This is a genomic window from Burkholderia sp. GbtcB21 (genome assembly GCF_019091065.1).
Classification (GTDB): Bacteria; Pseudomonadota; Gammaproteobacteria; order Burkholderiales; family Burkholderiaceae; genus Burkholderia; species Burkholderia pyrrocinia_C.
Genome location: NZ_JAGXKA010000024.1, coordinates 23356 through 46457, shown reverse-complemented (window position 1 = coordinate 46457; position 23102 = coordinate 23356). Strand labels below are relative to the sequence as shown.

Annotated in this window: 18 protein-coding genes, 1 tRNA gene and 5 pseudogenes; 11 read left to right on the top strand and 13 right to left on the bottom strand. The window is 61.8% G+C overall.

The window, feature by feature from the left end:
• Nucleotides 1-3: 3 nt before the first annotated feature.
• The 3 genes from parE to KVT39_RS33475 form a co-directional block, all read right to left on the bottom strand.
• Nucleotides 4-1986: a DNA topoisomerase IV subunit B gene (gene parE, locus KVT39_RS33485; protein ID WP_034184787.1), complete on the bottom strand. Its 1983-nt coding sequence runs from the start codon at nt 1984-1986 to the stop codon at nt 4-6.
• A 239-nt stretch (nt 1987-2225) separates the two neighbouring features.
• Nucleotides 2226-4175: an ATP-binding cassette domain-containing protein gene (locus KVT39_RS33480; RefSeq protein WP_217591074.1), complete on the bottom strand. Its 1950-nt coding sequence runs from the start codon at nt 4173-4175 to the stop codon at nt 2226-2228.
• Between the two features lie 298 nt (nt 4176-4473).
• Nucleotides 4474-4878, bottom strand: coding sequence for a DUF4399 domain-containing protein (locus KVT39_RS33475; protein WP_105391018.1), 405 nt, complete (start codon nt 4876-4878; stop codon nt 4474-4476).
• Nucleotides 4879-5076: 198 nt separating this feature from the next.
• On the opposite strand from KVT39_RS33475, the gene KVT39_RS33470 reads away from it, so the two are divergent.
• The 3 genes from KVT39_RS33470 (at nt 5077) to KVT39_RS33460 (ending at nt 6816) form a co-directional block, all read left to right on the top strand.
• Complete coding sequence (locus KVT39_RS33470) at nt 5077-5259, top strand: rubredoxin (RefSeq protein ID WP_006398668.1); 183 nt, start codon at nt 5077-5079, stop codon at nt 5257-5259.
• 132 nt (nt 5260-5391) lie between these two features.
• A tRNA-Arg gene (locus KVT39_RS33465) sits at nt 5392-5466 on the top strand.
• 162 nt (nt 5467-5628) lie between these two features.
• On the top strand, nt 5629-6816 hold the full coding sequence (locus KVT39_RS33460; RefSeq protein ID WP_217591073.1) for an integrase arm-type DNA-binding domain-containing protein: 1188 nt from the start codon (nt 5629-5631) through the stop codon (nt 6814-6816).
• Nucleotides 6817-7067: 251 nt separating this feature from the next.
• Here the strand turns inward: KVT39_RS33460 and KVT39_RS33455 are convergent.
• Nucleotides 7068-7818: pseudogene (locus tag KVT39_RS33455) on the bottom strand (IS5 family transposase).
• A gap of 5 nt (nt 7819-7823) precedes the next feature.
• On the opposite strand from KVT39_RS33455, the gene istA reads away from it, so the two are divergent.
• Nucleotides 7824-9080 (top strand): IS21 family transposase, encoded by a 1257-nt coding sequence (istA, locus tag KVT39_RS33450; RefSeq protein WP_217591072.1) that lies wholly within the window; start codon nt 7824-7826, stop codon nt 9078-9080.
• Nucleotides 9077-9943, top strand: coding sequence for an IS21-like element ISBcen28 family helper ATPase IstB (gene istB, locus KVT39_RS33445; RefSeq protein WP_217591071.1), 867 nt, complete (start codon nt 9077-9079; stop codon nt 9941-9943). Before istA ends, istB begins: the two co-directional genes overlap by 4 nt.
• Nucleotides 9944-10012: 69 nt before the next feature.
• On the opposite strand, the pseudogene KVT39_RS33440 reads toward istB, so the two are convergent.
• Nucleotides 10013-10188: pseudogene (locus KVT39_RS33440) on the bottom strand (transposase); the annotation flags it as partial.
• Between the two features lie 316 nt (nt 10189-10504).
• On the opposite strand from KVT39_RS33440, the gene KVT39_RS33435 reads away from it, so the two are divergent.
• Nucleotides 10505-10912 carry a sulfocyanin-like copper-binding protein gene (locus KVT39_RS33435; RefSeq protein ID WP_217591070.1) on the top strand — a complete coding sequence of 136 codons (408 nt, stop codon included), beginning with the start codon at nt 10505-10507 and terminating at the stop codon, nt 10910-10912.
• 623 nt (nt 10913-11535) lie between these two features.
• On the opposite strand, the gene KVT39_RS33430 is transcribed toward KVT39_RS33435, so the two are convergent.
• From KVT39_RS33430 to KVT39_RS33405, 5 genes are all read right to left on the bottom strand, one after another.
• The gene (locus tag KVT39_RS33430) at nt 11536-12249 is read right to left on the bottom strand and encodes an RNA polymerase sigma factor (protein ID WP_217591069.1); all 714 of its coding nucleotides are present in this window, start codon (nt 12247-12249) and stop codon (nt 11536-11538) included.
• A gap of 19 nt (nt 12250-12268) precedes the next feature.
• Entirely contained in the window at nt 12269-12553 is a 285-nt protein-coding gene (locus KVT39_RS38160; RefSeq protein WP_368858948.1) for a cupredoxin family copper-binding protein, read from the bottom strand.
• 73 nt (nt 12554-12626) lie between these two features.
• Complete coding sequence (locus KVT39_RS33420) at nt 12627-13172, bottom strand: DUF4142 domain-containing protein (protein WP_217591067.1); 546 nt, start codon at nt 13170-13172, stop codon at nt 12627-12629.
• A gap of 528 nt (nt 13173-13700) precedes the next feature.
• The gene (locus tag KVT39_RS33410; protein ID WP_217591065.1) at nt 13701-13913 is read right to left on the bottom strand and encodes a hypothetical protein; all 213 of its coding nucleotides are present in this window, start codon (nt 13911-13913) and stop codon (nt 13701-13703) included.
• A 57-nt stretch (nt 13914-13970) separates the two neighbouring features.
• Nucleotides 13971-14183, bottom strand: coding sequence for a type II toxin-antitoxin system RelB/DinJ family antitoxin (locus tag KVT39_RS33405; protein ID WP_217591064.1), 213 nt, complete (start codon nt 14181-14183; stop codon nt 13971-13973).
• Between the two features lie 31 nt (nt 14184-14214).
• Here KVT39_RS33405 and KVT39_RS33400 point away from each other — a divergent pair, with 31 nt between their 5' ends.
• On the top strand, nt 14215-14847 hold the full coding sequence (locus KVT39_RS33400) for a hypothetical protein (protein ID WP_217591063.1): 633 nt from the start codon (nt 14215-14217) through the stop codon (nt 14845-14847).
• Between the two features lie 92 nt (nt 14848-14939).
• Here KVT39_RS33400 and KVT39_RS33395 read toward each other — a convergent pair.
• A protein-coding gene (locus KVT39_RS33395) for an IS3 family transposase (RefSeq protein WP_217591062.1) occupies nt 14940-16075 on the bottom strand; the annotation gives its coding sequence in 2 pieces (ribosomal slippage) (nt 14940-15820 and nt 15820-16075; 1137 coding nt in all).
• Between the two features lie 364 nt (nt 16076-16439).
• A protein-coding gene (locus tag KVT39_RS33390) for an IS3 family transposase (RefSeq protein ID WP_217591061.1) occupies nt 16440-17539 on the bottom strand; the annotation gives its coding sequence in 2 pieces (ribosomal slippage) (nt 16440-17287 and nt 17287-17539; 1101 coding nt in all).
• 266 nt (nt 17540-17805) lie between these two features.
• On the opposite strand from KVT39_RS33390, the pseudogene KVT39_RS33385 reads away from it, so the two are divergent.
• Nucleotides 17806-18159 (top strand): annotated as a pseudogene (locus KVT39_RS33385) (transposase); the annotation flags it as partial.
• Between the two features lie 209 nt (nt 18160-18368).
• Here the strand turns inward: KVT39_RS33385 and KVT39_RS33380 are convergent.
• Nucleotides 18369-19418: an IS110 family transposase gene (locus tag KVT39_RS33380; RefSeq protein WP_254640726.1), complete on the bottom strand. Its 1050-nt coding sequence runs from the start codon at nt 19416-19418 to the stop codon at nt 18369-18371.
• A 242-nt stretch (nt 19419-19660) separates the two neighbouring features.
• On the opposite strand from KVT39_RS33380, the gene KVT39_RS33375 reads away from it, so the two are divergent.
• The 3 genes and pseudogenes from KVT39_RS33375 to KVT39_RS33365 all read left to right on the top strand — a co-directional run.
• Complete coding sequence (locus KVT39_RS33375; protein WP_217591060.1) at nt 19661-20680, top strand: IS110 family transposase; 1020 nt, start codon at nt 19661-19663, stop codon at nt 20678-20680.
• A gap of 295 nt (nt 20681-20975) precedes the next feature.
• A pseudogene (locus KVT39_RS33370) lies at nt 20976-21830 on the top strand (IS3 family transposase); the annotation flags it as partial.
• A gap of 165 nt (nt 21831-21995) precedes the next feature.
• Nucleotides 21996-22907, top strand: a pseudogene (locus tag KVT39_RS33365) (IS3 family transposase); the annotation flags it as partial.
• Nucleotides 22908-23102 lie beyond the last annotated feature (195 nt).

Below are 23102 nucleotides of genomic sequence, written 5' to 3'. Positions count from 1 at the left end.
GCTTTAGATGTCCGCTTCGACGTCGTTGCCCTTTTCCTCGAGCCAGCCGCGCCGCGCGGCTGCCTCGCCCTTGCCCATCAGCATCGTCATCCGCGCGACGGTCGCGTCGAAGTCGAGCTCGCCGAGCTTGATCGGCATCAGGCGGCGCGTGTCGGGGTTCATCGTCGTGTCCCAAAGCTGCTCGGCGCTCATTTCACCGAGACCCTTGAAGCGGCTGATGCTCCACTGCGTCTCGCGCGCGCCGTCCTTGCGCAGCTTGTCGAGGATCGCTTCCAGCTCGCCGTCGTCGAGCGCATAGAGCTTCTGCGCGGGCTTCTTGCCGCGCGCGGGCGCGTCGACGCGGAACAGCGGCGGCCGTGCGACATACACGTGGCCGCGCTCGATCAGTTGCGGGAAATGCTTGAAGAACAGCGTGAGCAGCAGCACCTGGATGTGCGAGCCGTCGACGTCCGCGTCCGACAGGATGCAGATCTTGCCGTAGCGCAGATTCGACAGGTCGATGGTGTCGTCCGGGCTGTGCGGATCGACGCCGATCGCAACCGAGATGTCGTGCACTTCATTGTTCGCGAACAGGCGGTCGCGCTCGGTTTCCCAGGTATTCAGCACCTTGCCGCGCAGCGGCAGGATCGCCTGGTACTCCTTGTCGCGGCCCATCTTCGCGGAGCCGCCCGCCGAATCGCCCTCGACGAGGAACAGCTCGTTGCGCTCGATATCCTCGGTCTCGCAGTCGGTCAGCTTGCCGGGCAGCACCGCGACGCCCGAGCTCTTGCGCTTCTCGACCTTCTGGCCCGCGCGCGTGCGCGCCTGCGCCTGCTTGATCACGAGTTCGGCAAGCTTCTTGCCGTGCTCGACGTGCTGGTTCAGCCACAGTTCGAGCGCGGGACGCGAGAACGACGACACGAGCTTCACCGCGTCGCGGCTGTTCAGGCGTTCCTTGATCTGCCCCTGGAACTGCGGATCGAGCACCTTCGCGGACAGCACGAACGACACGCGCGCGAACACGTCTTCGGCGAGCAGCTTCACGCCCTTCGGCTGCAGGTTGTGCAGCTCGACGAAGCTCTTCACCGCCTGATAGAGACCGTCGCGCAGCCCCGATTCGTGGGTGCCGCCTGCCGGCGTCGGGATCAGGTTCACGTACGACTCGCGCACGAGCGAGCCTTCCTCGCTCCAGGCGACGACCCACGACGCGCCCTCGCCCTCGGCGAACGTATCGTCGCCCGAACGCGAATCGGCGAAACGCTCGCCTTCGAACAGCGGGATCAGCAGCTCGCTGCCGTTCATCTCGTCGAGCAGGTAGCCGCGCAGGCCATCCTCGTATTTCCAGGTCTGGCGCTCGCCGGTTTTCTCGTTGACGAGCACGACCTCGACGCCCGGCAGCAGCACGGCCTTCGAGCGCAGCAGGCGCTGCAGTTCGCCGAGCGGCAGGTTCGGCGAATCGAAGTATTTCGGGTTCGGCCACACCTGCACGCGCGTGCCGGACTTCTTCTCGCCGCGGCCCGCGCCCTGCGTCGCCAGCGGCTTCACGACGTCGCCGTCGGCGAAGCCGAGCTCGGCAATCTTGCCGTCGCGCCAGACCGTTACGTCGAGGCGCGTCGCGAGCGCATTCGTTACCGACACGCCGACGCCGTGCAGGCCGCCCGAGAACGTGTAAGCGCCGCCCGCGGCCTTGTCGAACTTGCCGCCCGCATGCAGGCGCGTGAACACGATCTCGACGACCGGCACGCCTTCTTCGGGGTGCATGCCGAACGGGATGCCGCGGCCGTCGTCCTCGACCGATACCGACTGGTCGGTGTGCAGCGTGACCGTGATCTGCTTGCCGTAGCCGCCGAGTGCCTCGTCGGACGCGTTGTCGATGACTTCCTGGATGATGTGCAGCGGATTCTCGGTACGGGTGTACATGCCGGGCCGCTGCTTGACCGGCTCGAGACCCTTGAGCACCTTGATCGATGCTTCGCTATAGGCCGCGCTGGGTTTCTTCGTTGACATAGGCGCTGAATTTCGTCATTCATCGGGACGTTGTCCACACCTCGTGTGGATAACGTCGTGGACAAAACGTTGAGTTCCGTAAAAAAGCGAATCGAAACAACGGTGTGCTTGGACTGCTCCGAAAGCGGGCGCGCGGCGTGCTGCGCTACCCGGGACGCGCGGTATTTTACTGGTTCCGCGTGGCACGCCAATCGCGAGATCGTCGCGCGGCCATCGCCGGCCGCGCGGCGCGTGACGCGTTATGCTGGCTTGCGCTTCGCCTCGAGCGTTTCCCACCGTTCGAGCGCGGCGAGCAATTCGTCGTCGATCGCCGCGAACCGCTCGGTCAGGCGCGTGCCTTCCTGCGGATCCTTCGCGAAAATCGAGCCGTCCTCGAGCTGCGCATTGATCGTCTTCTGCTCCTCTTCGAGCGCGGCAATCTTCTCCGGCAGCGAATCGAGTTCGCGCTGCTCGTTGAACGACAGCTTCACCGTGCGCTGCGCATTGCGGCCCGCGGCGCTCTTCGCCGGCTCTTCCTTGACGGGCGCCGCTTCCTTGACCGCGCGCTTCGCGGCTTCCTGCTGCGCGAGCTGCTCCGAGCGCTCGCTCTGGATCTGCCAGTCGGTGAAGCCGCCGACGTATTCGCGCCACTTGCCGTCGCCTTCGGCCGCGATCACCGACGTCACGACGTTGTCGAGGAACGCACGATCGTGGCTGACGAGCAGCACCGTGCCGTCGTAGTCGGCCAGCAACTCTTCGAGCAGTTCGAGCGTCGGGATGTCGAGGTCGTTGGTCGGTTCGTCGAGCACCAGCACGTTGGCCGGACGCGCGAACAGGCGCGCGAGCAGCAGCCGGTTGCGCTCGCCGCCCGACAGCGACTTCACCGGCGAACGCGCGCGTTCCGGCGCGAACAGGAAGTCGCCGAGATAGCTCATCACGTGCTTGCGCACGCCGCCGATCTCGACCCATTCGCTGCCGGGGCTGATGGTATCCGCGAGGCTCTTCTCCTGGTCGAGCTGCGCGCGCATCTGGTCGAAATACGCGACCTGCAGGTTCGTGCCGGTGCGCACCGTGCCTTCGTCGGGCTTCAGCTCGCCGAGGATCAGCTTGAGCAGCGTGGTCTTGCCCGCGCCGTTCGGGCCGATGAAGCCGATCTTGTCGCCGCGCATGACCGTCGTCGTGAAGCGGTCGACGACCGTGCGGCCGCCGTAGCGCTTCGTCACGTCGGTCAGCTCCGCGACGATCTTGCCGGACTTCTCGCCCTGCGCGACGTCGAGCCTTACGTTGCCCTGCGAATTGCGGCGCTCCGCGCGCTCGTGACGCATCTGCTCGAGCCGCGCGATGCGGCCGACGCTGCGCGTGCGGCGCGCCTCGACGCCCTTGCGGATCCACACTTCTTCCTGCGCGAGCAGCTTGTCGAACTTGTCGTTTTCCACGCGCTCGACTTCGAGCTGTTGCGCCTTGCGGGTCTGGTACGCGGAGAAATTGCCCGGGTACGACAGCAGCCGGCCGCGGTCGAGCTCGACGATGCGCGTCGCGACGCGATCGAGGAACGCGCGATCGTGCGTGATGAACAGCAGGCCCGCGCGCTGCGCGACGAGCAGTTCTTCGAGCCAGCGGATGCCGTCGAAGTCGAGGTGGTTGGTCGGTTCGTCGAGCAACAGCACGTCGGGCTGCAACACCAGCGCGCGCGCCAGCGCGACGCGCTTCTGCATCCCGCCCGACAGCGCGTCGACGCTCGCATCGCCGTCCGGCAGGCCGATCTGCGCGAGCGTCATCGACACGCGCGTGCGCCAGCTCCATGCGTCGTGCGCGTCGAGCGACGACTGCAGCGCGTTCATCCGCGCGAGCAGCGCATCGTGCTCGGCGCCTTCCGGTATATCCGCGAGGCGGTGCGCGATCGAATCGTATTCTTCGAGCAGTTCGCGCGTGTGCGTGAGCCCCGACGCGACCGCGTCGAACACCGTCGCGCCCGGCTCGAATTCGGGCTCCTGCGGCACGTAGACGGTCACCAGTTCCTGCTGGCGCGTGACCAGCCCGTCGTCGGGCTTCGCGAGGCCGGCGACGATCTTCAGCAGCGACGACTTGCCCGCGCCGTTGCGGCCGATCAGGCCGACGCGCTCGCCGGCTTCCAGCGAGAAATCCGCGTGATCGAGCAACGCGACGTGACCGAACGCGAGCTGCGCGCCGGTAATGGAATAGAGCGACATGGGGAGACGGCGGAGAGAGAGGAATCGGAAGCGCCCATTGTACCGGTCGCGGACGCCGCCACCGGTATGGCCGGACGGACTAGCCCTGCGAGCGGCGCTCGCACCGCGTCGACGCGGTGCGATGGAGCGGTGCCATGTACGGCTTGCGGCCGGTTTCCGGTGCCGGATGCCGGCCGCCGGCTGCGAGTTGCGCGCGACCGGGGAACGGCTGAACGGGCGAATGCCGGCCGGATGCCCGCGGCCGGTCGATCGGTCATCCCGCGCCTGGTGCAACGGGCGCCGGCACGGGATGCTGCGGTTACTTCACGTTGACCGTGATCGTCGAGCTCATTTCGGGACCGTACGAACGGTGCGCGCCGTCGCCGAGCTGCAGCGTCAGCGTGTGCGGGCCGGGCGGCAGCTTCACATCGGTTTCGGTCTGGCCCTTGCCGAAATGCAGCGAATGGTCGGACGCCGGGATCACGTCGCCCTTCGGCACCGACTTGCCGTCGATCAGCAGGTGATGATGGCCCGTATTCGGCGTCATGTCGCCGGCCGGCTTGAGCTCCATGCCTTCGAGACCGAACTTCACGTGCACGGGGCTGGACACCGTCGCGCCGTCCTGCGGCTCGACAAAGAACACGCGCGCTTCGGCGCGCGCGAGCGTCGACACGGCCAGCGCCGCGACACAAACCGCACCCGCGATCCACTTTCTGTTGAGCATCGTTTCCTCCTTCAGATTGACAGGCCCACGAAGCATACACTGCAAGCCCGCCGCACGCGACGACACTCATTGTTCGCGATGCGTACGTTTAAAACGACGTTGCGCAGGCGTTCGGCGAAATTCCGGTAACATTGCGCCTTTCGTCCGCCGGCGAGGCTGCGGACGGCATTACCGAGTCTTCATTATCACGAGCGCTACATGAGCGAAGTAACCGAATACCAGAGCTGGGTCTGCCTGATTTGCGGGTGGGTCTACAACGAAGCGGAAGGGCTGCCCGACGAGGGCATCGCGCCCGGCACCCGTTTTGCCGACATTCCCGCCGACTGGCGGTGCCCGCTGTGCGACGTGGGCAAGGAAGATTTCGTCGTCGTCGATTTCTGATCGCGGCTGACCGCGCGATACGCGCGTCGGCGTGCAATCCGCCCGCCGACGCGCCGCGCGTTTGCTATACTCTGCGCGCTGTCCACATCGCCGTCCGGTTCGCGTTTTTCGCGCGATCGCCCGGACATGGCTCTCCCCGTAGTTCAATGGATAGAACAAGCGCCTCCTAAGCGCTAGATACAGGTTCGATTCCTGTCGGGGGGACCAATCTTCCATCTCATGTGATCCCCAGAATTCCGGCAACCCGTGATAGCATAAGGCTCACCGGGTTTTTCAATTCCGTATACGTCCCATGACGTGCTGCGACAGCCGGGGGTATTTGGGGGTATCTCTCGGGGTATCCAAGATACCCCTTGGAGGGATACCCCCATGCCCTTGACCGACAAAGCCGTCAAGAACGCGAAAGCGGGCGACAAGCCTGTAAAGTTGTTCGACGGCGGCGGAATGTTCCTGCTCGTTACCCCGGCCGGTCAGCGCTACTGGCGGCTCAAATATCGCGTCAACGGCAAGGAAAAGTTGCTGGCACTCGGCGTGTACCCGGACGTTTCACTAGCAGTCGCACGCAAAAAGCGGGACGAGGCGCGGGAAAAGCTTGCGGCGGGTATCGATCCCAATGAGGCAAAGAGAGAAGTCAAACGAACGGCGCGCATCGCAGCCGCTAGTTCGTTCGAGGCAGTTGCGCGCGAGTGGTTCGACAATCAGCGCGCAGGATGGACCGAGACCTACGCTGAGAAAGTCATCCACTCGCTGGAGATCGATGCATTCCCGAAGATCGGCTCACGCCCCATCTCCAGCATCGAAGCGCCGGAAATGCTGGAGGTCATCCGCGCAATCGAAGCACGGGGCGTCCGGGAAACCGCCAAGCGACTGTTGCAGCGTTCGCGCGCCGTATTCCAGTACGCCATCATGACTGGCCGTTGCACCCGTAACCCGTCTGCTGACATCGATGCGGAAACGATCTTAAAAAAGGGGCCGGGCGTGCAGCACATGGCCAGGGTCAAGCCGTTGGAGATCCCACAGCTCATGCGCGACATCGCCGCGTACCCAGGTGAGCCAGTTACCCGGCTGGCGCTAGAATTGATGGCCCTTACCTTTGTCCGCACGAAGGAAATGATTCGCGCTCAATGGGCCGAGTTCGACGAGGCGGCAGCAGAGTGGCGAGTCCCGCCCGAGAGAATGAAGATGCGGGACCCACATATTGTCCCGCTGTCACGGCAATCGCTGGTGGTGTTAGAGCAACTCCGGCAGATCAATGGCGACCGGCCACACGTGTTCTATAGCGTACATGGCCGTGCACCGATCTCGAACAACACCATGTTATTCGCGCTTTACCGCATGGGCTACAAATCGCGCATGACAGGACATGGCTTCCGTGGACTCGCCGCCACGATGTTACGTGAACTAGGGTACAGCCGGGACGTCGTAGATCGTCAGCTCGCGCATGCGGAGCGCAATCAGGTAACAGCAGCCTACGTTCATGCCGAATACTTACCTGAACGACGCAGGATGATGCAGCATTGGGCTGATCATCTCGATAAACTCAAAGCTGGCTTGTAAGTATCTACCCCTCTTCATCACCGCATCGGCTGAAACAGAGCCATTGCCATTACCGCTAGAAGCCCCTTCATCGAGATGGAGACAGAGGGATTTGCCGACAGAGAGCTCTTTCGGCACATTCGACGATCAGAAAACGTCATCGAATCAGAGGCGCTTGCCAGCCGCACACAACTGCGAGGCCACCTCGAGTCTGCTCATTCCGATAGCACTTACCGGCTCGTCCGGTCAGCACCTCCCCCTCCTAAGAGTCGCTAACACAAGTCATCCACGAATCTGGAGCAGATGACGGCGGCAGCCAGAGCGAGCAAAGCGGCATGAATATCGAGGCGGCGCTCGAAGCGAATCCGGAGCTTGTCGAAGCCAGCAAACCACGCATGTGTGCGCTCGACGACCCAACGATGACGCCCGAGCCGCTCACTGCTTTCGATACCACGGCGGGCAATACGGGCCTTGAAGCCGCGCTGTCTCAGATAGCGCCGGCAACGAGCGAAGTCATACCCTTTGTCGGCGTGCAGTTTCTCGGCCGCTTGCGCGGCTGCCCGTTCAGGCCCGATACCGCAGGAATGGAGTCAAGCTTGGGCTCGAATGCCATCGAATCGTGCCGATTAGCTCCCGTGATCGTGACAGCCAGCGGGATGCCGCGTGCATCTACGACGATGTGTCGCTTCGATCCGAGCTTGCCTCGGTCCGTCGGGTTGGGGCCGGTTTCTTGGTCCCCCGGGGGCTGGAGACGCTGGCTCCATCTAGGCTCGCACGCTCCCAATCGATCTGGTCGCGCTCTCGCAGTCGACGCAGCATCGCCAAATGCAGTCGATGCCATACGCCGGCCGCTTGCCAGTCTCGCAGACGTCGCCAGCATGTCATGCCACTGCCGAAGCTCAACTGTCAGCGTCGGATAGATACTCCCCACTTTCGTCGAAGTAATTTTCCCCAGCTTTTTGTCTGACGGCGCCGCGGTAGCGGCGCCGTCCTGTCGATCGCCGACCATATCGCCCTGGAGATCCGTCGTGGGGGTGTCGGTGGTCGAGCTGGAGGAAGTGATGACGATTCTGGAATTGCATCGGCAAGGGCTGAGTATTTCGGCCATCGCTGCTCGACTGAGTATGGACCGCAAGACCGTTCGTAAATACATCAGGAATGGCGTTCAGGCGCCGCGTTACGGTCCGCGCGCACCGCGACCGTGCGTGGTCGATCCGTTCGTCCACTACGTCACCGAACGTGTCCGCGAGTTTCCCGACCTGAGCGTCGAGCGTCTGCTGCGCGAGATTCGAGCCATGGGTTACGCGGGCGGCCGCACGGCGCTGGGCGACCTCGTTCGGGAGGTCCGCCCGCCACGCCAGCGCGGCTTCGAGGTGCGCTTTGAGACGCCTGCGGGGCATCAAGCGCAGGTGGATTTCGCCCACTTCAATGTCGAGTTCGACGACGCGCCTGGCCAGCGACGTTCGATCTGGCTGTTCTCGATCGTGCTTGGACACAGCCGTTATCTCTGGGGACGCTTCGTCGAGCATCAGGACCTGCAGACCGTCCTGCGCTGCCACATGGAAGCGTTCGAGCACCTCGGCGGCGCTCCGCGCGAGATTCTGTACGACCGGATGAAGGCGGCCGTGCTGGGCGAAGTCGAGAAGCACATCGTCTACAACGCGAAGCTGGTCGCGTTTGCGCAGCACTACGGCTTCGCGCCGCGCGCCTGCAAGGCGTATCGCGCCAAGACCAAAGGCAAGGTCGAGCGGCCGTACCGTTATATCCGGCAGGACTTCTTCCTGGCGCGTCGCTTCCAGAATCTCGCCGACCTGAACCGACAGTTGCGCGAGTGGCTCGACACGGTGGCCAATGTGCGCGTGCACGGCACGACGCACCGCGTCGTCGCCCAGCACTTCGGTGAGGAGCGCCCCGCACTGCAGGCGTTGCCGGCCGGCACCTTCAACGGCGTGATCCGGCTCGAGCGGCGCGTGAGCCACGAAGGCCTCGTCTCGGTCGGCGGCAATTACTACAGCGTGCCCGATCGTACACGCAAGCGCACGCTCGACGTCCATAGTCTGGCTCACGAGATCCGCATCTACGAAGACGGGGAACTGCTGGCGGTTCATCCCGTGCTCGAAGGCCGGCGACGAACCTCGCTGTTGCCCGGTCATCGACGCGCAAATCAGCGTAAGCAGCCGGCACGACACCAGGCGCCATCGGTGACGGCAGCCGTGGCTCGGCGGCCTCTGTCGTTCTATGACCAGGTCGCCAGACGCCTCGCGAACGCCGGGAGGGCCGCATGAGCAGCGTGCCCGTCTCGACACTGGAACGCATCCGACGCTATCTCGTCGGCTTGCGCATGTCGCGCGCGCTCGAAACGCTGGACGCCACCCTGAATCGCTTCGAGCAAGGCGACAGCTCGATGCTGGAAGTGTTGGAAACGCTGCTGGGCGAGGAGTTCACGACGCGCGAGACCCGCCGCATCCGGATGGCGCTGCAGACCGCGCGGCTCGGCACGATCAAGACGCTGGCCGGTTACGACTTCAGCTTCCAGCCCAGCCTCGACCGCGATCGCATCATGGCGCTTGCGCAGCTCGAGTTCATCGAACGACGGCAGACCGTTCACTTCCTGGGGCCGCCGGGCACGGGCAAATCGCACCTGTCCATTGCGCTGGGCGTGGAAGCCGTGCGCGCCGGCAAGAGCGTCTACTTCGGCTCGTTGGCCGAGATCGTCAACTCGATGGCCAAGGCCGAGCGGGAGGGCAACCTGGCGCAGCGCGTGCGCTTCCTTGCACGCAACAGCCTGCTCATCGTCGACGAGATCGGTTACCTGCCGATCGGTTCCAACGGCGGCAATCTGTTCTTCCAACTCGTCAACGCCTGCTACGAGCGCTGCTCGATCATCCTTACGTCCAATCGCAGCTTCGGCGAATGGGGCGAAGTGTTCGGCGACAGCGTGGTCGCCGCGGCGCTGCTCGACCGGCTGCTGCATCACGCGATCGTCGTGCAGATCGAAGGCACATCGTACCGCCTACGAGAACACGCCGATCTGCTGCCCGACCATCTGCGCAACCGACCGTCCTCTCTGAATCCCGCGCCCGCTGAACCGGTTCGTCGGCGCCCGGGCCGTCCTCGAAGGAGCTCATCCGATCACATCGCCGGCTGATCACCGTCCGAACAGGGTGGGGAATTTTACTTCGACACTTCTGGGGAAATTACGTCCGACGTTGACACTCAACTCCTGCGGAAGGTCTTCCCACGGAATGCCCGTCTGCAATACATACAAGATACCGTTCAGCGCTGCGCGATCATCGACTGTGCGCCGCCGCCCCCCCTGGGCGATGGCGTGAACTCCAGAATCAGCGGCTCCAGCGCCACCCATAATTCGTTACTGATTTTGCGTCTTGCCATGCGGTAGACGATACGGCGCCCGCAGCATCATGTCCAGGTTGTGTTAGCCGCTCTAAACAAAACTCGGTGTCGATGGGCAACGCACTGCGCACCGGCCGACCCGCCGGACGGGGGCACAGACGCAATAGCCGCATCGGTAAAACGCGCCAAAATCACTGGGAATAAGTCGCCCGTTCGGCGCGTTTACTGCACGTATCTCACGCTGTTGAAAGTCTCGTGCCGTTGCCATGACAGGGGCACGTGCGTGCTCGCCGGATCCGCAGAGGGCAATCGCCCGAAGCGCGTCTGCGCAACTTTTTATGCAAAGGAGGCTGCCATGCGTGTTGTTTACAGAATCGCCAGCGTTGTCGTGCTTTGCATGATTTCGCATGTGGGCTGGGCACAGCAATCCGTCAAAGCGATCTTGCTCTCGAACTCGATCCAGCTTGAAAAGCATAACGTGAAGGCTGGCCGCGTCAAACTGGTCGTAGCGAATGTAGCGAAGAACAACATGGAGCACGAACTCGTCGTGCTCAAAACAGATCTTGCCGATAACGCTCTACCCGTCAGCAAGGGACAGGTGCTCGAGCACAAACTGACCAAGGTCGGAGAAGTCGAGGATATCGCACCGGGCAAGCGCAAGTACGCGTCATTCAAGCTCACTCCCGGACACTACGTCCTCATTTGCAACAAGCCCGGGCACTATGAGGCAGGCATGCACACGGTACTCGCGGTGACACCGTAAGCGCGACGGGGGTGGGATGGCACCGGACGTCCACTTGAAAGCCCCCTTCCCTTGTCAGCGCAACGCACCCGGAACACCGATCCAGCCATCCATCCCGTCGGTCACGGGGTCAACTCCAGGTGCGAATTGCGGCGCGCATCATGGCAATGCGACGCGCCTCCTGGCTCTATGCTGTAATTCCGCCGATACCGTTACCCGGTCTCCTTGCCTGGGGGCTTTCGTACACAAAATGCTTGCAGAGCCGATTTCATTGCCGAGTGGTTCTGCGGACCGGGCGAATACCATCGAGCGGTAGTCAGGGCTGCCACAAATGACGGGGGAATTCTTGTGCTGACTTGCGTCCCCTCCACCGGTGCCGGCAAGTAATCGATTCGACAGGGGGCTGGTCCGGGTGTCCGGAATCGATATTGAGGAGGGAACGAGCTGGGGGGCACGAAATTGCGCGCGAGCTCGAAACGACCGATACCGGCACCTACGTCGGCCGGCGCCTCAAGCCACGCATCGCCTGCCGGCACACGAGGGCGAGCAGGGTGCGGCGACCGGCGTTCGGGCGTTCCCACACCGTGCCCCGCCAAGTTCGGGTACGCCAGCGCGAGTTGCCATCCGGCAACGGCCGTGAGCGCTCAGGTGTCCCGCTTGTCGCCCGCTTCGGCATCCTGCGGCAATCTGGACAGCACGTGCGCGACGACCCGATCGCACTGTGCTCCGCAAAAATCGAACGCGTCGCGCTCGGCCAGATCGATATCGAGCACCAGCAACTCGCGCAGCATCCGCCGCGCGTGATGATGCCGGCTGCGCACCGTCGCCTCGGGCAGTGCGAGGCACCGCGCGGTTTCCTCGACGGTCATTTCTTCCACCGAGCGCATCACGAATACGATCCGGAACGCAGGCGGCAACGCGTCGATCCGGCGTTCAAGCAAATCCCGTAGCTCGGCGCGCGACGCCGACCGCTCGGGTGAATCGGACGAGAAGTCGATCATGTCCGCCTCATTGAATGAATCGTCCGCATCGATGATCGGCAGCGCGTCCGCCCGCCGCCTAGCGCGCCGAATGCGACCAAAGCACTCATTGAGCACCAGCCGGGACAGCCAGGTCGAGAGCGCCGAGTCGCCGCGAAAATGCGCGATCGACCGATAGGCGGACAGATACGCTGCCTGCAGCGCGTCTTCGGCTTCCGCGTCGTCGCGCAGGACTGCGCGCGCGAGCCGGTACAGGCGTCGGTTGTGCCGGCGCATCAGCAGTTCGAACGCCGCCTGCTCGCCGGCGACGACGCGGCGCACGACGTCGTGCTCGTCGTCGACCGGGGCGGCCGCGTGAGTGTCGAAAGCGGTCGTCATCGCATGCTCCCGGTTTGCGTCATCGAACGATCAACATGCCGTGCATCGTCGGGTGGAACGTGCACGAGTACGGAAACCGCCCGCGCTGGCGCGCGACGAAATGCCACGACGCCTGCGGCGCGATGCTGCCCGAGTCGAACGCGTGCGCGTCCGCGCTCGCCGTGTGCGGAAACAGATCCCGATTGATCCAGACCACCTCGTCGCCGTGGTGTACGGTCAGTTCGGCCGGCGTGAAGCGCATCTGCTCGACAACGACCACGTGCGACTCGGCGAACATGCCGGACGAAGCGGCCAGCGCGCACACCCAGGCGGCGCGTGCGCATCGGGCACCGAAACGGCGCCGCCACGATGCCACGCGGGTCGGCGCCGTGCGGTCGTTATTGCCCCGCGCCACCGCCTTTCCCCAGCGTCGGCTGCAGGTGCCGTGCATGTTCGAGATGCGCGACGAACGCCGGCTCGACCTTGACCAGCAGTGCCTTCAGATCGCTGTTTTTGGCAGACGGAATCAGCGTATGGTTGATCGCATCGAGCACCGCTTCATGATAGGTCACCTCGTGATCGACGTACGCACGGTCGAAACGGGCGCCGTCGAGCTTGCCGAGGTTCTGCAGATTGGTGTCGCCACCGTGCTTGAGATCCATGCTGGTCGGATTTTCCTCGGGCTTCACGCCCAGCTTGGTCACGAGGTCGACCGCCGCCTTGTTGACCCCGGTGTGGTCTTGCACCATGCGTGCGGCGAACGCCTTGACGTCCTTGTTTTGCGTTTTCGATTCAGCCAGCTTCCCTGCGTCGATGTCGACCTGATTGGCTGTCACGACGATTGCCGCGATCTGCGGATCGGTCGGGCCGGTTTGTTGCGCATACGCCGGCAAGCCGGCGGCGAGAAGCGCGCCGCATAAGACGGTATTCCTGATCGCTTTCATCTGATTTCCTCCGAGCTTTGACGGACGGCGAAGGGGCGCCGCCTGGACGCGGTTCGTGCCCGCTCGTGGAATTGGATGTCACGACGAGGGCGGGCGTTTCCGTTGGCACGCGGATCGTCGCAGGTGTAGGCGTTCACAAACGGCGCTAGCGGTGTTCACCGGAGCGCTAATTTCGGTGTGTTTTACCGATGCATGCTACCGAGTGGCGTGTCTGCGCACGCGGGACGAAGCGCGCGCGTGGACGAAAATGATCGACCATCAGCATCACCATATCGTGAATGATCGGGCCAGACAGGAAGTCTTTGATTTGATTACCACTTATTTTGGGGTCAAATCACAACGCCTTGTCGCGCCTAGGTCGGTCTGAACCGGTAGAACGCAAGAAAATCAAGGGGAGGTCTTCACACGCACCATACGCAACTACCTGGCCGGGCGCTCCACGATTCCTTGGCACCGCATTGGAATGCGGTAGCTGCTCGCGCTGTAACTCACACGAGCGTCGTGTTGCGGAGGGCCGTCGCGAGATGCTTACTCTTCAGCGATCGGATGTAGGACTTCGCAGAGCGGATTCTGGCGGCGCAGCCAATCGATCAGTCGCTTGTCCCGACAGGCCAGATGCGCGGTTGCGCCGCCGGCGACGAACACGATGCGCTTGCCGTGCACGTGCCGCCGCGAATCGATGTTTTCCGTCCAGACGAAGACAGATGAAGATGTGTCTATGCGGCCGCCAGCCGCGGGCACCAGCCATATGTCGTAGCGTGCCTCGTACTACGCGCGCATGTTATTGCCGCGAAGAAATCATTTCAGTTCGCCACCACATTGCGCGATCAGCGGCCGCCCAACACGCACGCCGGAATCGACACGGTCGAAAGGCAATTCCCCACGCTCGATCAAGTGAATTAGTGCCATGCGCATGAATTCACTGAAACTAACTCCAAGACCACTCAGAACCGAATCTGCCTGATTTTTCATCATTGGGTCGACCTTCAGACTCACGATTTTCAAAGTCATTTTGGGCTCCGCGTCGTTCACCGGTCGAATTGTGACGTCACCAGAATCCGGCGGAATCACTACACGCAAGCGTATCATTGTCGGCGGTCTTCGCAAGCAGAAATTCTGCGACGTAACGTTGCCATTTCTTGAAGTATTTGACCCGCCCCGACTGAAGCGCAAAATTCTGTTCATCTATTGCACCGCTGCTCCGCCCGGGCCCAAACCGTCGCGAAAACAACAGGCGGCCGAAGACGCAGGACACGTTGCTGCCTCTACCGGCGACCATACACGTCCAAAGTGTATCGCACTTCGCGATGCGCTATTTTTGCTCGCGTCCAGGCAAGGAAACGTGGCGACCGTGGCGCAACTTCTCGACACCGTGAACTGCGCGTACCTCGTGCATGAGACAGTTGTGCGCCAACCTGATCTGAATCAGTTCAGTGCCGCCGAAGTCGCGTTACACAAATGCACGATCGGTGGCGAAATTACCGGCAAATTCGATGTTCCTCCCGAGGGACAAATCGCGATTCAGCGAGTCCTGAGTATTTACGAAAAGCGACTTGTCTCGATTCCTGCGCGCATTGTGGTTGACGCCGAAAGCCGCCTTGTCAAATTGCTGCCGACCGAATCTGAATTCTCATCGCCGATCGCATCCAGTCCTGACGCACGGCCGCATCACTGAACAAGATCTGGCGCATGCACAGTCGAAGAATAGAGGTGGCCTCGCTCGTTCGGACAGTTTTCTTGGATTTTTAAGTGGAACGTCCGAGGCAATCATGCTGCCGATTTGATCGCAGGCAGCGTCGCGAAGTATGCCTCATCCGGCGTCTGATCCGCCAGGCTCGAATGGGGCCGTTTCCGGTTGTACAGATCGATGTATTCGCCGATGGAGCGCCGGGCATGGCTGACCGACTCGTACGCCTTCAGGTAGACCTCTTCATACTTGATGCTGCGCCACACCCGCTCGACGAACACGTTGTCGCGCCAGGCCCCTTTGCCGTCCATCGACAAGCGAACCTGTCGGCCCAGCACGGCATCGGTGAACGCGCCTGCCGTGAACTGACTGCCCTGATCGGTGTTCACGATGTCCGGCAACCCGTAGCGGGCAAACGCTTCTTCCAGCGCCTCAACAGCGTGCGTGGCCTCTAGTGTGATGGCCACCCGGTGCGCGAGAATCTTGCGGCTCGCCCAGTCCACCACGGCCGTCAGGTACACAAAGCCGCGAGCCGTCGGAATGTACGTCGTGTCGAGGGCGAACACCTGATTGGCACGGTCGATCTTCATGCCGCGCAGCAGGTACGGCCAGATCTTGTGTTGCGCGTTGCGGCGGCTCGTGTTCGGCTTGCAGTACAGCGCCTCCACGCCCATGCGCTTCATCAGCGTGCGCACGCGCCGGCGGCCGATTTCATGGCCTTCCCGGCGCAACAGACGCGCCAGCATCCGCGCTCCGGCGAATGGAAATTCCAGGTGCAGTTCGTCGATCCGCCGCATCAGCAACTGATCCGCTTCGCTCACCGGCTGGGGGCGGTAATACACGCTCGATCTCGCCACGCCGACGAGACGGGCCTGCTGCGCAATCGGCAAAGCGTGCTTACGGTCGATCATTTCTTTGCGCTCAGCAATCCCGCCTTGTCGAGCGCGCCGCTTAAAAAATCATTTTCCAGCGCCAGTTGTCCGATCTTCGCGTGCAGCGATTTCAGATCAACCGGCGGCTCGTTCGTCGGCGTACCGCCCGCGCCGAACACGTCCGCCGCGCGTTCCTGCAATTGCCGTTTCCATTCCGTGATCTGGTTCGGGTGCACATCGAACTGCTGTGCCAGTTCGGCCAGCGTTCGCTCGCCCTTGACCGCAGCCAGCGCCACTTTCGCCTTGAACGCCGCTGAGTGCGTCCGTCGGGTTCTCTTCGTCATTTCTCGGGTTCCTTTGCCGGCATTATCGCTGGCTCAGGCCCCGGCCGTTCCACTTATCCGCTTGTCCGAATTTGCGCGACCACCTCTAATTAAATTCGACAGTCGCGGTCGGGAACTGTGATCAAATGCGCAACGTACCGTGCACACCGACCACACGAGGTTCGTCTATTTGCTCGAGACCACGGAATCCACGAGGCTGATGCAGACAGATTTTCGATCCGCACGGCCGCTCACGGAATCGAGCTCCGGGCCTACACTGCTGATCGTGCCGCGTCAGCTGCCTTCCAATAGACGACACACATATGTTCTGGCATCGTATTTCATTGCCGACCAATTCTGACCTGCGGCGGAATTTTGTGACCAGTCAGGCAGTGAGTCTCGTGTCGATATTATCGGAATCCAGCCAGGCTCGACGGACCGTGGCGGGAGGTTGATAGCGATGTGCGCTATGGGGCCGGCGCTCGTTGTAGAACTGCCGCCATCGTTCAATGAGCACCTTGGCTTCGGCGCGGCTGCGGAACCATTCCCGGTTCAACAATTCGTCACGCAACTTGCCGTTGAAGCTCTCGACGAACCCGTTTTGCCACGGACTGCCGGGCGTGATGAAGGCCGGACCGATGGCAGCATCCCGCAGCCAGCGCATGACCTTGGCAGCGGTAAATTCGGCGCCGTTGTCAGACCGAATGAACGCGGGCTTGCCGTACAGCCGCATCAGTCGCGACAGCGTCAGGATGACATCCTGCGACCGCAAGCTGGAGCCGACTTCGATCGCCAGGCACTCGCGGGTGTATTCATCGATCACGCAAAGCATCTTCAACGCCCGCCCATCGACCAGTTGATCGTGCACGAAGTCGTAGCTCCAGACCGAATTCGGCTGTGTCGCACCGGGCAAGCGAATGTCGTTGCCACAACGACGCCGGCGAGGACGCCGCCGTGGAATGTTGAGCCGCAAGGCTTGCCACATTCGCCGCACGCGCGATTCGCCCAGCGCCAGCCAAGCCGACATCCGCCGGTAGCCGAAGCGCGGCACTTCCTGCGCGGCCGCCATCAGCCGCTCGCCCAGGCTCCGATCCTTCTCCGGTTGCTTGAGCGTATAGGTGGCCACCCGGCGACTCAGCCCCAGATAACAACATGCCTTGCGTTGCGAGAGACCCCGCCGAGTCAGGACTTCCAGCGCTTCGCGCCGGCCCGTTGGGGTATTCATTTTTTTCGGCTGAATTCCTTCAGTCCGTCGATGACCAGCAATTGCTCGGCAATCAGGCGCTTGAGCCGCTCGTTCTCCGATTCCAGATCCTTGAGCCGACGGGCGTCGGCCACATCCATGCCGCCGAACTTGTTGCGCCAACGATAGAACGTCTGTTCTGAGATGTTGTGGCGCTTGCACAGATCCTTCACCGGCTCGTCCCGGCTCTCGGCCTCGCGCAAAATCCGGATGATCTGCTCGTCGGTAAATCGCTTCTTCATCGAGTTCTCCTTGCCTCTAGGATAAAAGAGAACTCACTTGCCAAACGGCTACAAGAAACGTCCCAGGTCAGTCTACTTCTGCGACCCGCGAAGTCCTTGGCAACGTGGTACCAACGAAAACACGAACCGACTCCTGCGTCAGTACTTGCCCCACGGTACGCAACTTGATCAATGGAGCAGCCCCCTGAAACGCCGGACACAGTCACCCACTTACAATAACGGGTAGGCATAAGACTGTGTTTTTGACTAACACCAGGCAGGAAGTGATGGAAGTGTTGACGGGCCCGGAGCGCCGGCGGCGCTGGACGGCGGAGCAGAAGCTGGCGATGGTTCGCGGGAGTTTCGAGCCGGGGAAATCGGTTTCGATGGTCGCGCGCCAGCACGGCGTGAATCCGAACCAACTGTTCCACTGGCGCAAGCTGTACCAGGATGGGAGCCTGTCAGCGGTCAAGGCTGGCGAGGAGGTGGTTCCGGCCTCGGAACTGGCCGACGCGCTCAAGCAGATTCGTGAGCTGCAACGGATGCTCGGCAAGAAGACCATGGAGAACGAGATTCTCCGCGAAGCAGTCGAGTACGGCCGGGCAAAAAATGTATGGTCCGCCCCGGCTTTGCAAGCGGGCGTTCTCCGACGAGACAGTTTGCGTAAATGTATCCGGCCTCTCGCGAGTCAGCCGCTTTTGGCGGCAAGGCCATGATGGGATATGCGCGCTCAGTTCCCAATAAGTGGACTGACCTCGAAGGCCGTTTTTTTGTCCCGGGTTTACCGAACGCCGGTGCGCTGTTTCGTCATCAATTGCACGTCTGCAAACCTTGACGGGTGATCGGTAGCCTACTGTGCTTGCGGCTGCCGAAGATAAAACGTTCCTCGTCGTGTGAGGATGGTCCACGCGATGCGTGCGAGCTTGTTGGCCAATGCGACGATGACCTTGTTGCGGTGTATCCCCTTCGCTTCCATCTGCGAGATCCAGAGCCCGAGATGATCCTTGGCTCGGTCGAGATGTAGCACGCACGCTCGTGCACCATGGATCAACAGCTTGCGCAGATATGGATTGCCTCGCTTGGTAATCCCGAGCAAGTGCTGCTTGCCTCCAGTGGAGAATTCGCCGGGAACAAGGCCTAGCCAGGCAGCGAAATGGCGTCCGGATTTGAACTGCGTACCGGTACCGGCGAAGGCAGTAATCGCGGTTGCGGTCAGATGCGCGATACCCGGTACCGAGATCAGTCGTGTGGCGACATCGTCGGCCCCTGCGATTGCTTCGATCTGGCGGCGTAATTGCAAAAGGCGTGCCTCAATGGAGCGGTATTCCTGCCACTGCTCCTGCAACAGATCGCGCATCGCAGGCGTTAGACCGTTGCCGTCGTCGGCGAGGATGCTTGGCATATCGCGAACGAAGTATGCGGGGCCGGCTCCGATAGTCAGGCCATACTCGAGCAAAAATGCACGAGCCTGATTGACGATGGCTGTCTTGCTGGAAACCAGTCTTTGCCGAACTCGATGTAGTGCCTGCAGATCGAGTTGTGCTTCTGTTTTCGGCTGCGTGAAGCGCATGGTGGGACGAGAAATCGCCTCGGCAATAGCCTCTGCGTCGACGATATCGGTCTTGTTCGACTTAACAAACGGTTTGACGAACTGTGCGGGAACGATACGGACCTGATGTCCCTGACCAATCGCTTTGCGAGCGAGCCAGTTGCTACCAGGGCACGCCTCCATCCCGATGATCGTTGGTGACGCACGCGCCAGGAACTCGAGCAGTCGCTCACGCGTAAATCGGTTCCGGAACACCGGTTTGCCCTTGGCGTCGAGGCCGACGACGTGGAACACGGACTTCCCGATATCGATGCCCATGCGGGCGATCGCAGTAGAGCATTGCTGGCTCATGGCACACCTCCGAGGACGGAAACAGGCGTCGGCCCAGATTACGCGATTACGGGAGGGGCGGACCATCCTATTAATGGATAGCGCACTCGCCCTCGCTGCCGGAGGAATGAAATGAACGTCTCCCACTCTCGCGACCGACGAGAGTGGGAAATCAGGAAGGTGGATCCTCGCGGGCCGACGGCATCAGAGTGCCCCAAAGAGGAAGATCATTGAGGTCTTCACAGGCAAACCGGAGGATCCTCATGAAGCTTACGCCAGTAGGGATTGACATCGCAAAGTCTCTGTTTCAGGTCCACCACGTGGATATGGAGACGGGTGAGATTGTGAATAAGGCAATCAAGCGCGCCGGATTCCTCGAGTACTTTGCAAATCGGGCGCCATGTCTGATCGGCATGGAGGCATGTGGCGGCTCACAGCACTGGGCACGCGAGTTGGAGAAGATGGGGCATCAGGTTAAGTTGATGCCGGCGCGCTTCGTCAAGGCGTTCAACATCGGCAACAAGAACGACGCAGCAGATGCGAGAGCAATATGGCTCGCAGTGCAGCAGCCATGCAAAGCAGTCGCGGTAAAGACCGAGGACCAACAAGCTGTACTGGCGATGCACCGAACCCGTCAGCAACTGGTAAAGGTCAGGACCATGCAGATCAACGCGCTGCGCGGCTTGTTGACCGAATACGGTGAAGTGATGGGCACGAGCCGTGCGTCACTCGATAAAGGGATATCTGGCGTGCTGGAGCGGCTTGCCGAGCGCCTGCCGGCGATGCTGATCGACACGCTACGCGAGCAGTGGAATGGTCTAGCGAAGCTGGACGAACAGATCGCGACAATCGAGAGGCGGCTGAAAGCATGGATGAAGCAAGATCGGGCATGCGCGACTATCGCTGCGATACCGGGAATCGGATTGCTTACGGCCACCGCGGCGGTAGCAACGATGGGGGACGCGAAGGTGTTCAGATCTGGGCGGGAATTCGCGGCATACATCGGTTTGGTACCGAAGCAGTCAGGATCGGGAGGCAAGGTCAATCTGCAGGGCATCAGCAAGCGCGGCGACACGTATCTGCGCACGTTGCTGATACACGGTGCGCGCAGTGTGTTGGCAAACGCAAAAGATCCCGGCCCGTGGATTGAGCAAATCAGAAAGCGTCGGCCGCCGAATGTCGTAATCGTTGCGTTGGCCAACAAGATGGCGCGAACGGTTTGGGCTGTTCTTGCACACGAGAAGCAGTACGAGAAGACCTACGTTAGTGTGAAGCCGGCATGACTGGCTGCGCCGCGTAGAAGCTCAATGTTTTGCAGAGGAAGAATTGTCGAAAGGTTGCGCAGGTTTTGCGTGTGATGACGAACCAGGTAGGACCGTGACTCGCCAAGCCTGAACTGGTCGTAGAGTCTTGAGCTCGTCGGAGGAATGAGGCACGAGTCAGCGGATTTCATCGGGGCCCGCAGCGGCGGTACTGGCTGCAGAAAGGCCGGATATAGAGCTGCAACCCATCCTGTCCGTCAACGCACAAGAAAACCTGCACAAACGGGAGACGTTCATATAGAGACGTTCATATAGACGACCAGTGAAACTGGTTTGTGATGTTCTCGGCGTGTCGCGCTCGAACGTATCGGCACGACTGTCGCGTCCGGCGACGTGGCGCGATGGCCGTCAATCGAGGCAGACTGACGACGCGGTCGCAGTCGAGGAAATCCGCCGGGTCATCGGCGATTTGCCCAGCTATGGCTATCGCCGGGTTTGGGGCATATTGCGCAACGAGCGCGTCGCGGTTGGGCTGGTGCCGTTCAATGCCAAGCGCATCTATCGCGTCATGCGCACACATGGGTTGCTGATGCAGCGTCGGCCGATTCCGCCTCGCCCCCAACGTCGACACGACGGCAAGGTGGCCGTAGCGCGCAGCAATCAGCGATGGTGCTCCGATGGATTCGAGTTTCGCTGCGACAACGGCGAGCCGCTGCGCGTGACGTTTGCGCTGGACTGCTGCGACCGTGAGGCGATGAGCTGGGCGGCCACGACGGCAGGCCACAGCGGTGACATCGTGCGCGACGTGATGCTGGCTGCAGTGGAAAATCGATTTGGCAACGAACTGCATACCCCGTCCGAAATCGAGTGGCTGAGCGACAACGGCTCGGGCTACACGGCCGACGACACGCGCCGGTTCGCAGTGGCCATCGGCCTGAAGCCATTGACCACGCCGGTGTGCAGCCCGCAAAGTAACGGGATGGCCGAGAGCTTCGTGAAGACGATGAAACGCGACTACGTCGCCTTCATGCCGAAGCCGGACGCAGCGACTGCTGCACGCAACTTGGCCATCGCGTTCGAGCATTACAACGAGAAGCATCCCCATAGCGCGCTGAAATACCGCTCGCCTCGCGAGTTCCGGCGCTCGATGGATTCGGCAACCTTAGTGTGACGCTGTGTCCGGTATTACAGGGGCAACTCCAATCAATACTCGCAGGCGGAATTGAACAAGATCGCAGCGCGGCTCAATGAAAGGCCCAGAAAGACATTAGGCTTCATGTCTCCGGCCGATAAACTATGCGAGGCTGTTGCAGCGACTCATTGAACCTACCTGTGCGTACTTCGCGAAGGACTCGACGTGAAGTACGCCTTCATCGAACGCAATTGCCGTCACTGGCCGATTTCGATGTTATGCGAGGTGCTGGAAGTCAGCCCCAGCGGCTTTCACCAGCGGCGGCAACGCGCCGCTCAGGACAAGCCGCAGCGCAGCCGCGTGAGCGACGATGCACTGCTGGCGCACATCAAGGCGATTCACGCGGAAGTGAAAGGCGAATACGGCTGGCCGCGCATGTGGAAAGAACTGGTTGCACGCGGCGTACGTGTGGGCAAGGAGCGCGTTCGCAAGCTGATGGTGCAGCACGGCGTGCGTGCCCGGCACAAGCGCAAGTACATCGCGACGACGAACTCGAATCATGGTCTGCCGGTCGCGCCGAATCTGCTCGAGCGCAACTTCACGGCGCTGGCGCCGAATCAGGTCTGGACGAGCGACATCACCTACTTGGCGACGGCTGAAGGCTGGTTGTACCTGGCCGTCATCATCGACCTGTTTAGCCGGCAGGTGGTGGGCTGGTCGATGCAGCCGCATATGAAGGCCGAACTGGTCACGGATGCGCTGCGCATGGCATGGTTCCGACGCCGTCCCGACGCCGGCGTGATTGTGCATAGCGACCGTGGCGCCCAGTATTGCAGCGGGCTCTTCCAGGACACGCTCAAGGCGTACGGCATGCGTTCGTCGATGAGCCGGCGCGGCGATTGTTGGGATAATGCGCCGACCGAAAGCCTGTGGGGTTCGCTGAAGGTGGCGCGGCTGCACGGCCGGCACTTTGCGACGCGACGAGCGGCGATGGACGAAGTCATTGACTGGCTCGGCTTCTACAATGCCCGTCGACTCCATTCCACATTGAACTACGTCAGCCCCATGATGTTCGAGAAGAATTGGGCCGCCGGTCAGCAAGGGCAAGCGGCCTGATTGCATCGGCTATGGGATTCGCGAAACAGGGGCAAGGTCACACTGCCATACGCCGAAGACCAATTGCTCCCCAAATCAATAGGCTTGATGAATGGGACGAGAGTTCCCTAGGCTCTCGAAGAAAATAGAAATAGGCGTTTCACTCTATTTAACCGGAAGACCTCCTCGTCTACTCTTGACACACATCCATTCTCG

What these genes read in the sequence shown, in the direction of transcription:
- parE (WP_034184787.1), bottom strand. Translation starts at nt 1,986, where the DNA reads ATGTCAACGAAGAAACCCAGCGCGGCCTATAGCGAAGCATCGATCAAG.
- KVT39_RS33480 (WP_217591074.1), bottom strand. Translation starts at nt 4,175, where the DNA reads ATGTCGCTCTATTCCATTACCGGCGCGCAGCTCGCGTTCGGTCACGTC.
- KVT39_RS33475 (WP_105391018.1), bottom strand. Translation starts at nt 4,878, where the DNA reads ATGCTCAACAGAAAGTGGATCGCGGGTGCGGTTTGTGTCGCGGCGCTG.
- KVT39_RS33470 (WP_006398668.1), top strand. Translation starts at nt 5,077, where the DNA reads ATGAGCGAAGTAACCGAATACCAGAGCTGGGTCTGCCTGATTTGCGGG.
- KVT39_RS33460 (WP_217591073.1), top strand. Translation starts at nt 5,629, where the DNA reads ATGCCCTTGACCGACAAAGCCGTCAAGAACGCGAAAGCGGGCGACAAG.
- istB (WP_217591071.1), top strand. Translation starts at nt 9,077, where the DNA reads ATGAGCAGCGTGCCCGTCTCGACACTGGAACGCATCCGACGCTATCTC.
- KVT39_RS33435 (WP_217591070.1), top strand. Translation starts at nt 10,505, where the DNA reads ATGCGTGTTGTTTACAGAATCGCCAGCGTTGTCGTGCTTTGCATGATT.
- KVT39_RS33430 (WP_217591069.1), bottom strand. Translation starts at nt 12,249, where the DNA reads ATGACGACCGCTTTCGACACTCACGCGGCCGCCCCGGTCGACGACGAG.
- KVT39_RS33420 (WP_217591067.1), bottom strand. Translation starts at nt 13,172, where the DNA reads ATGAAAGCGATCAGGAATACCGTCTTATGCGGCGCGCTTCTCGCCGCC.
- KVT39_RS33405 (WP_217591064.1), bottom strand. Translation starts at nt 14,183, where the DNA reads ATGACTTTGAAAATCGTGAGTCTGAAGGTCGACCCAATGATGAAAAAT.
- KVT39_RS33380 (WP_254640726.1), bottom strand. Translation starts at nt 19,418, where the DNA reads ATGAGCCAGCAATGCTCTACTGCGATCGCCCGCATGGGCATCGATATC.
- KVT39_RS33375 (WP_217591060.1), top strand. Translation starts at nt 19,661, where the DNA reads ATGAAGCTTACGCCAGTAGGGATTGACATCGCAAAGTCTCTGTTTCAG.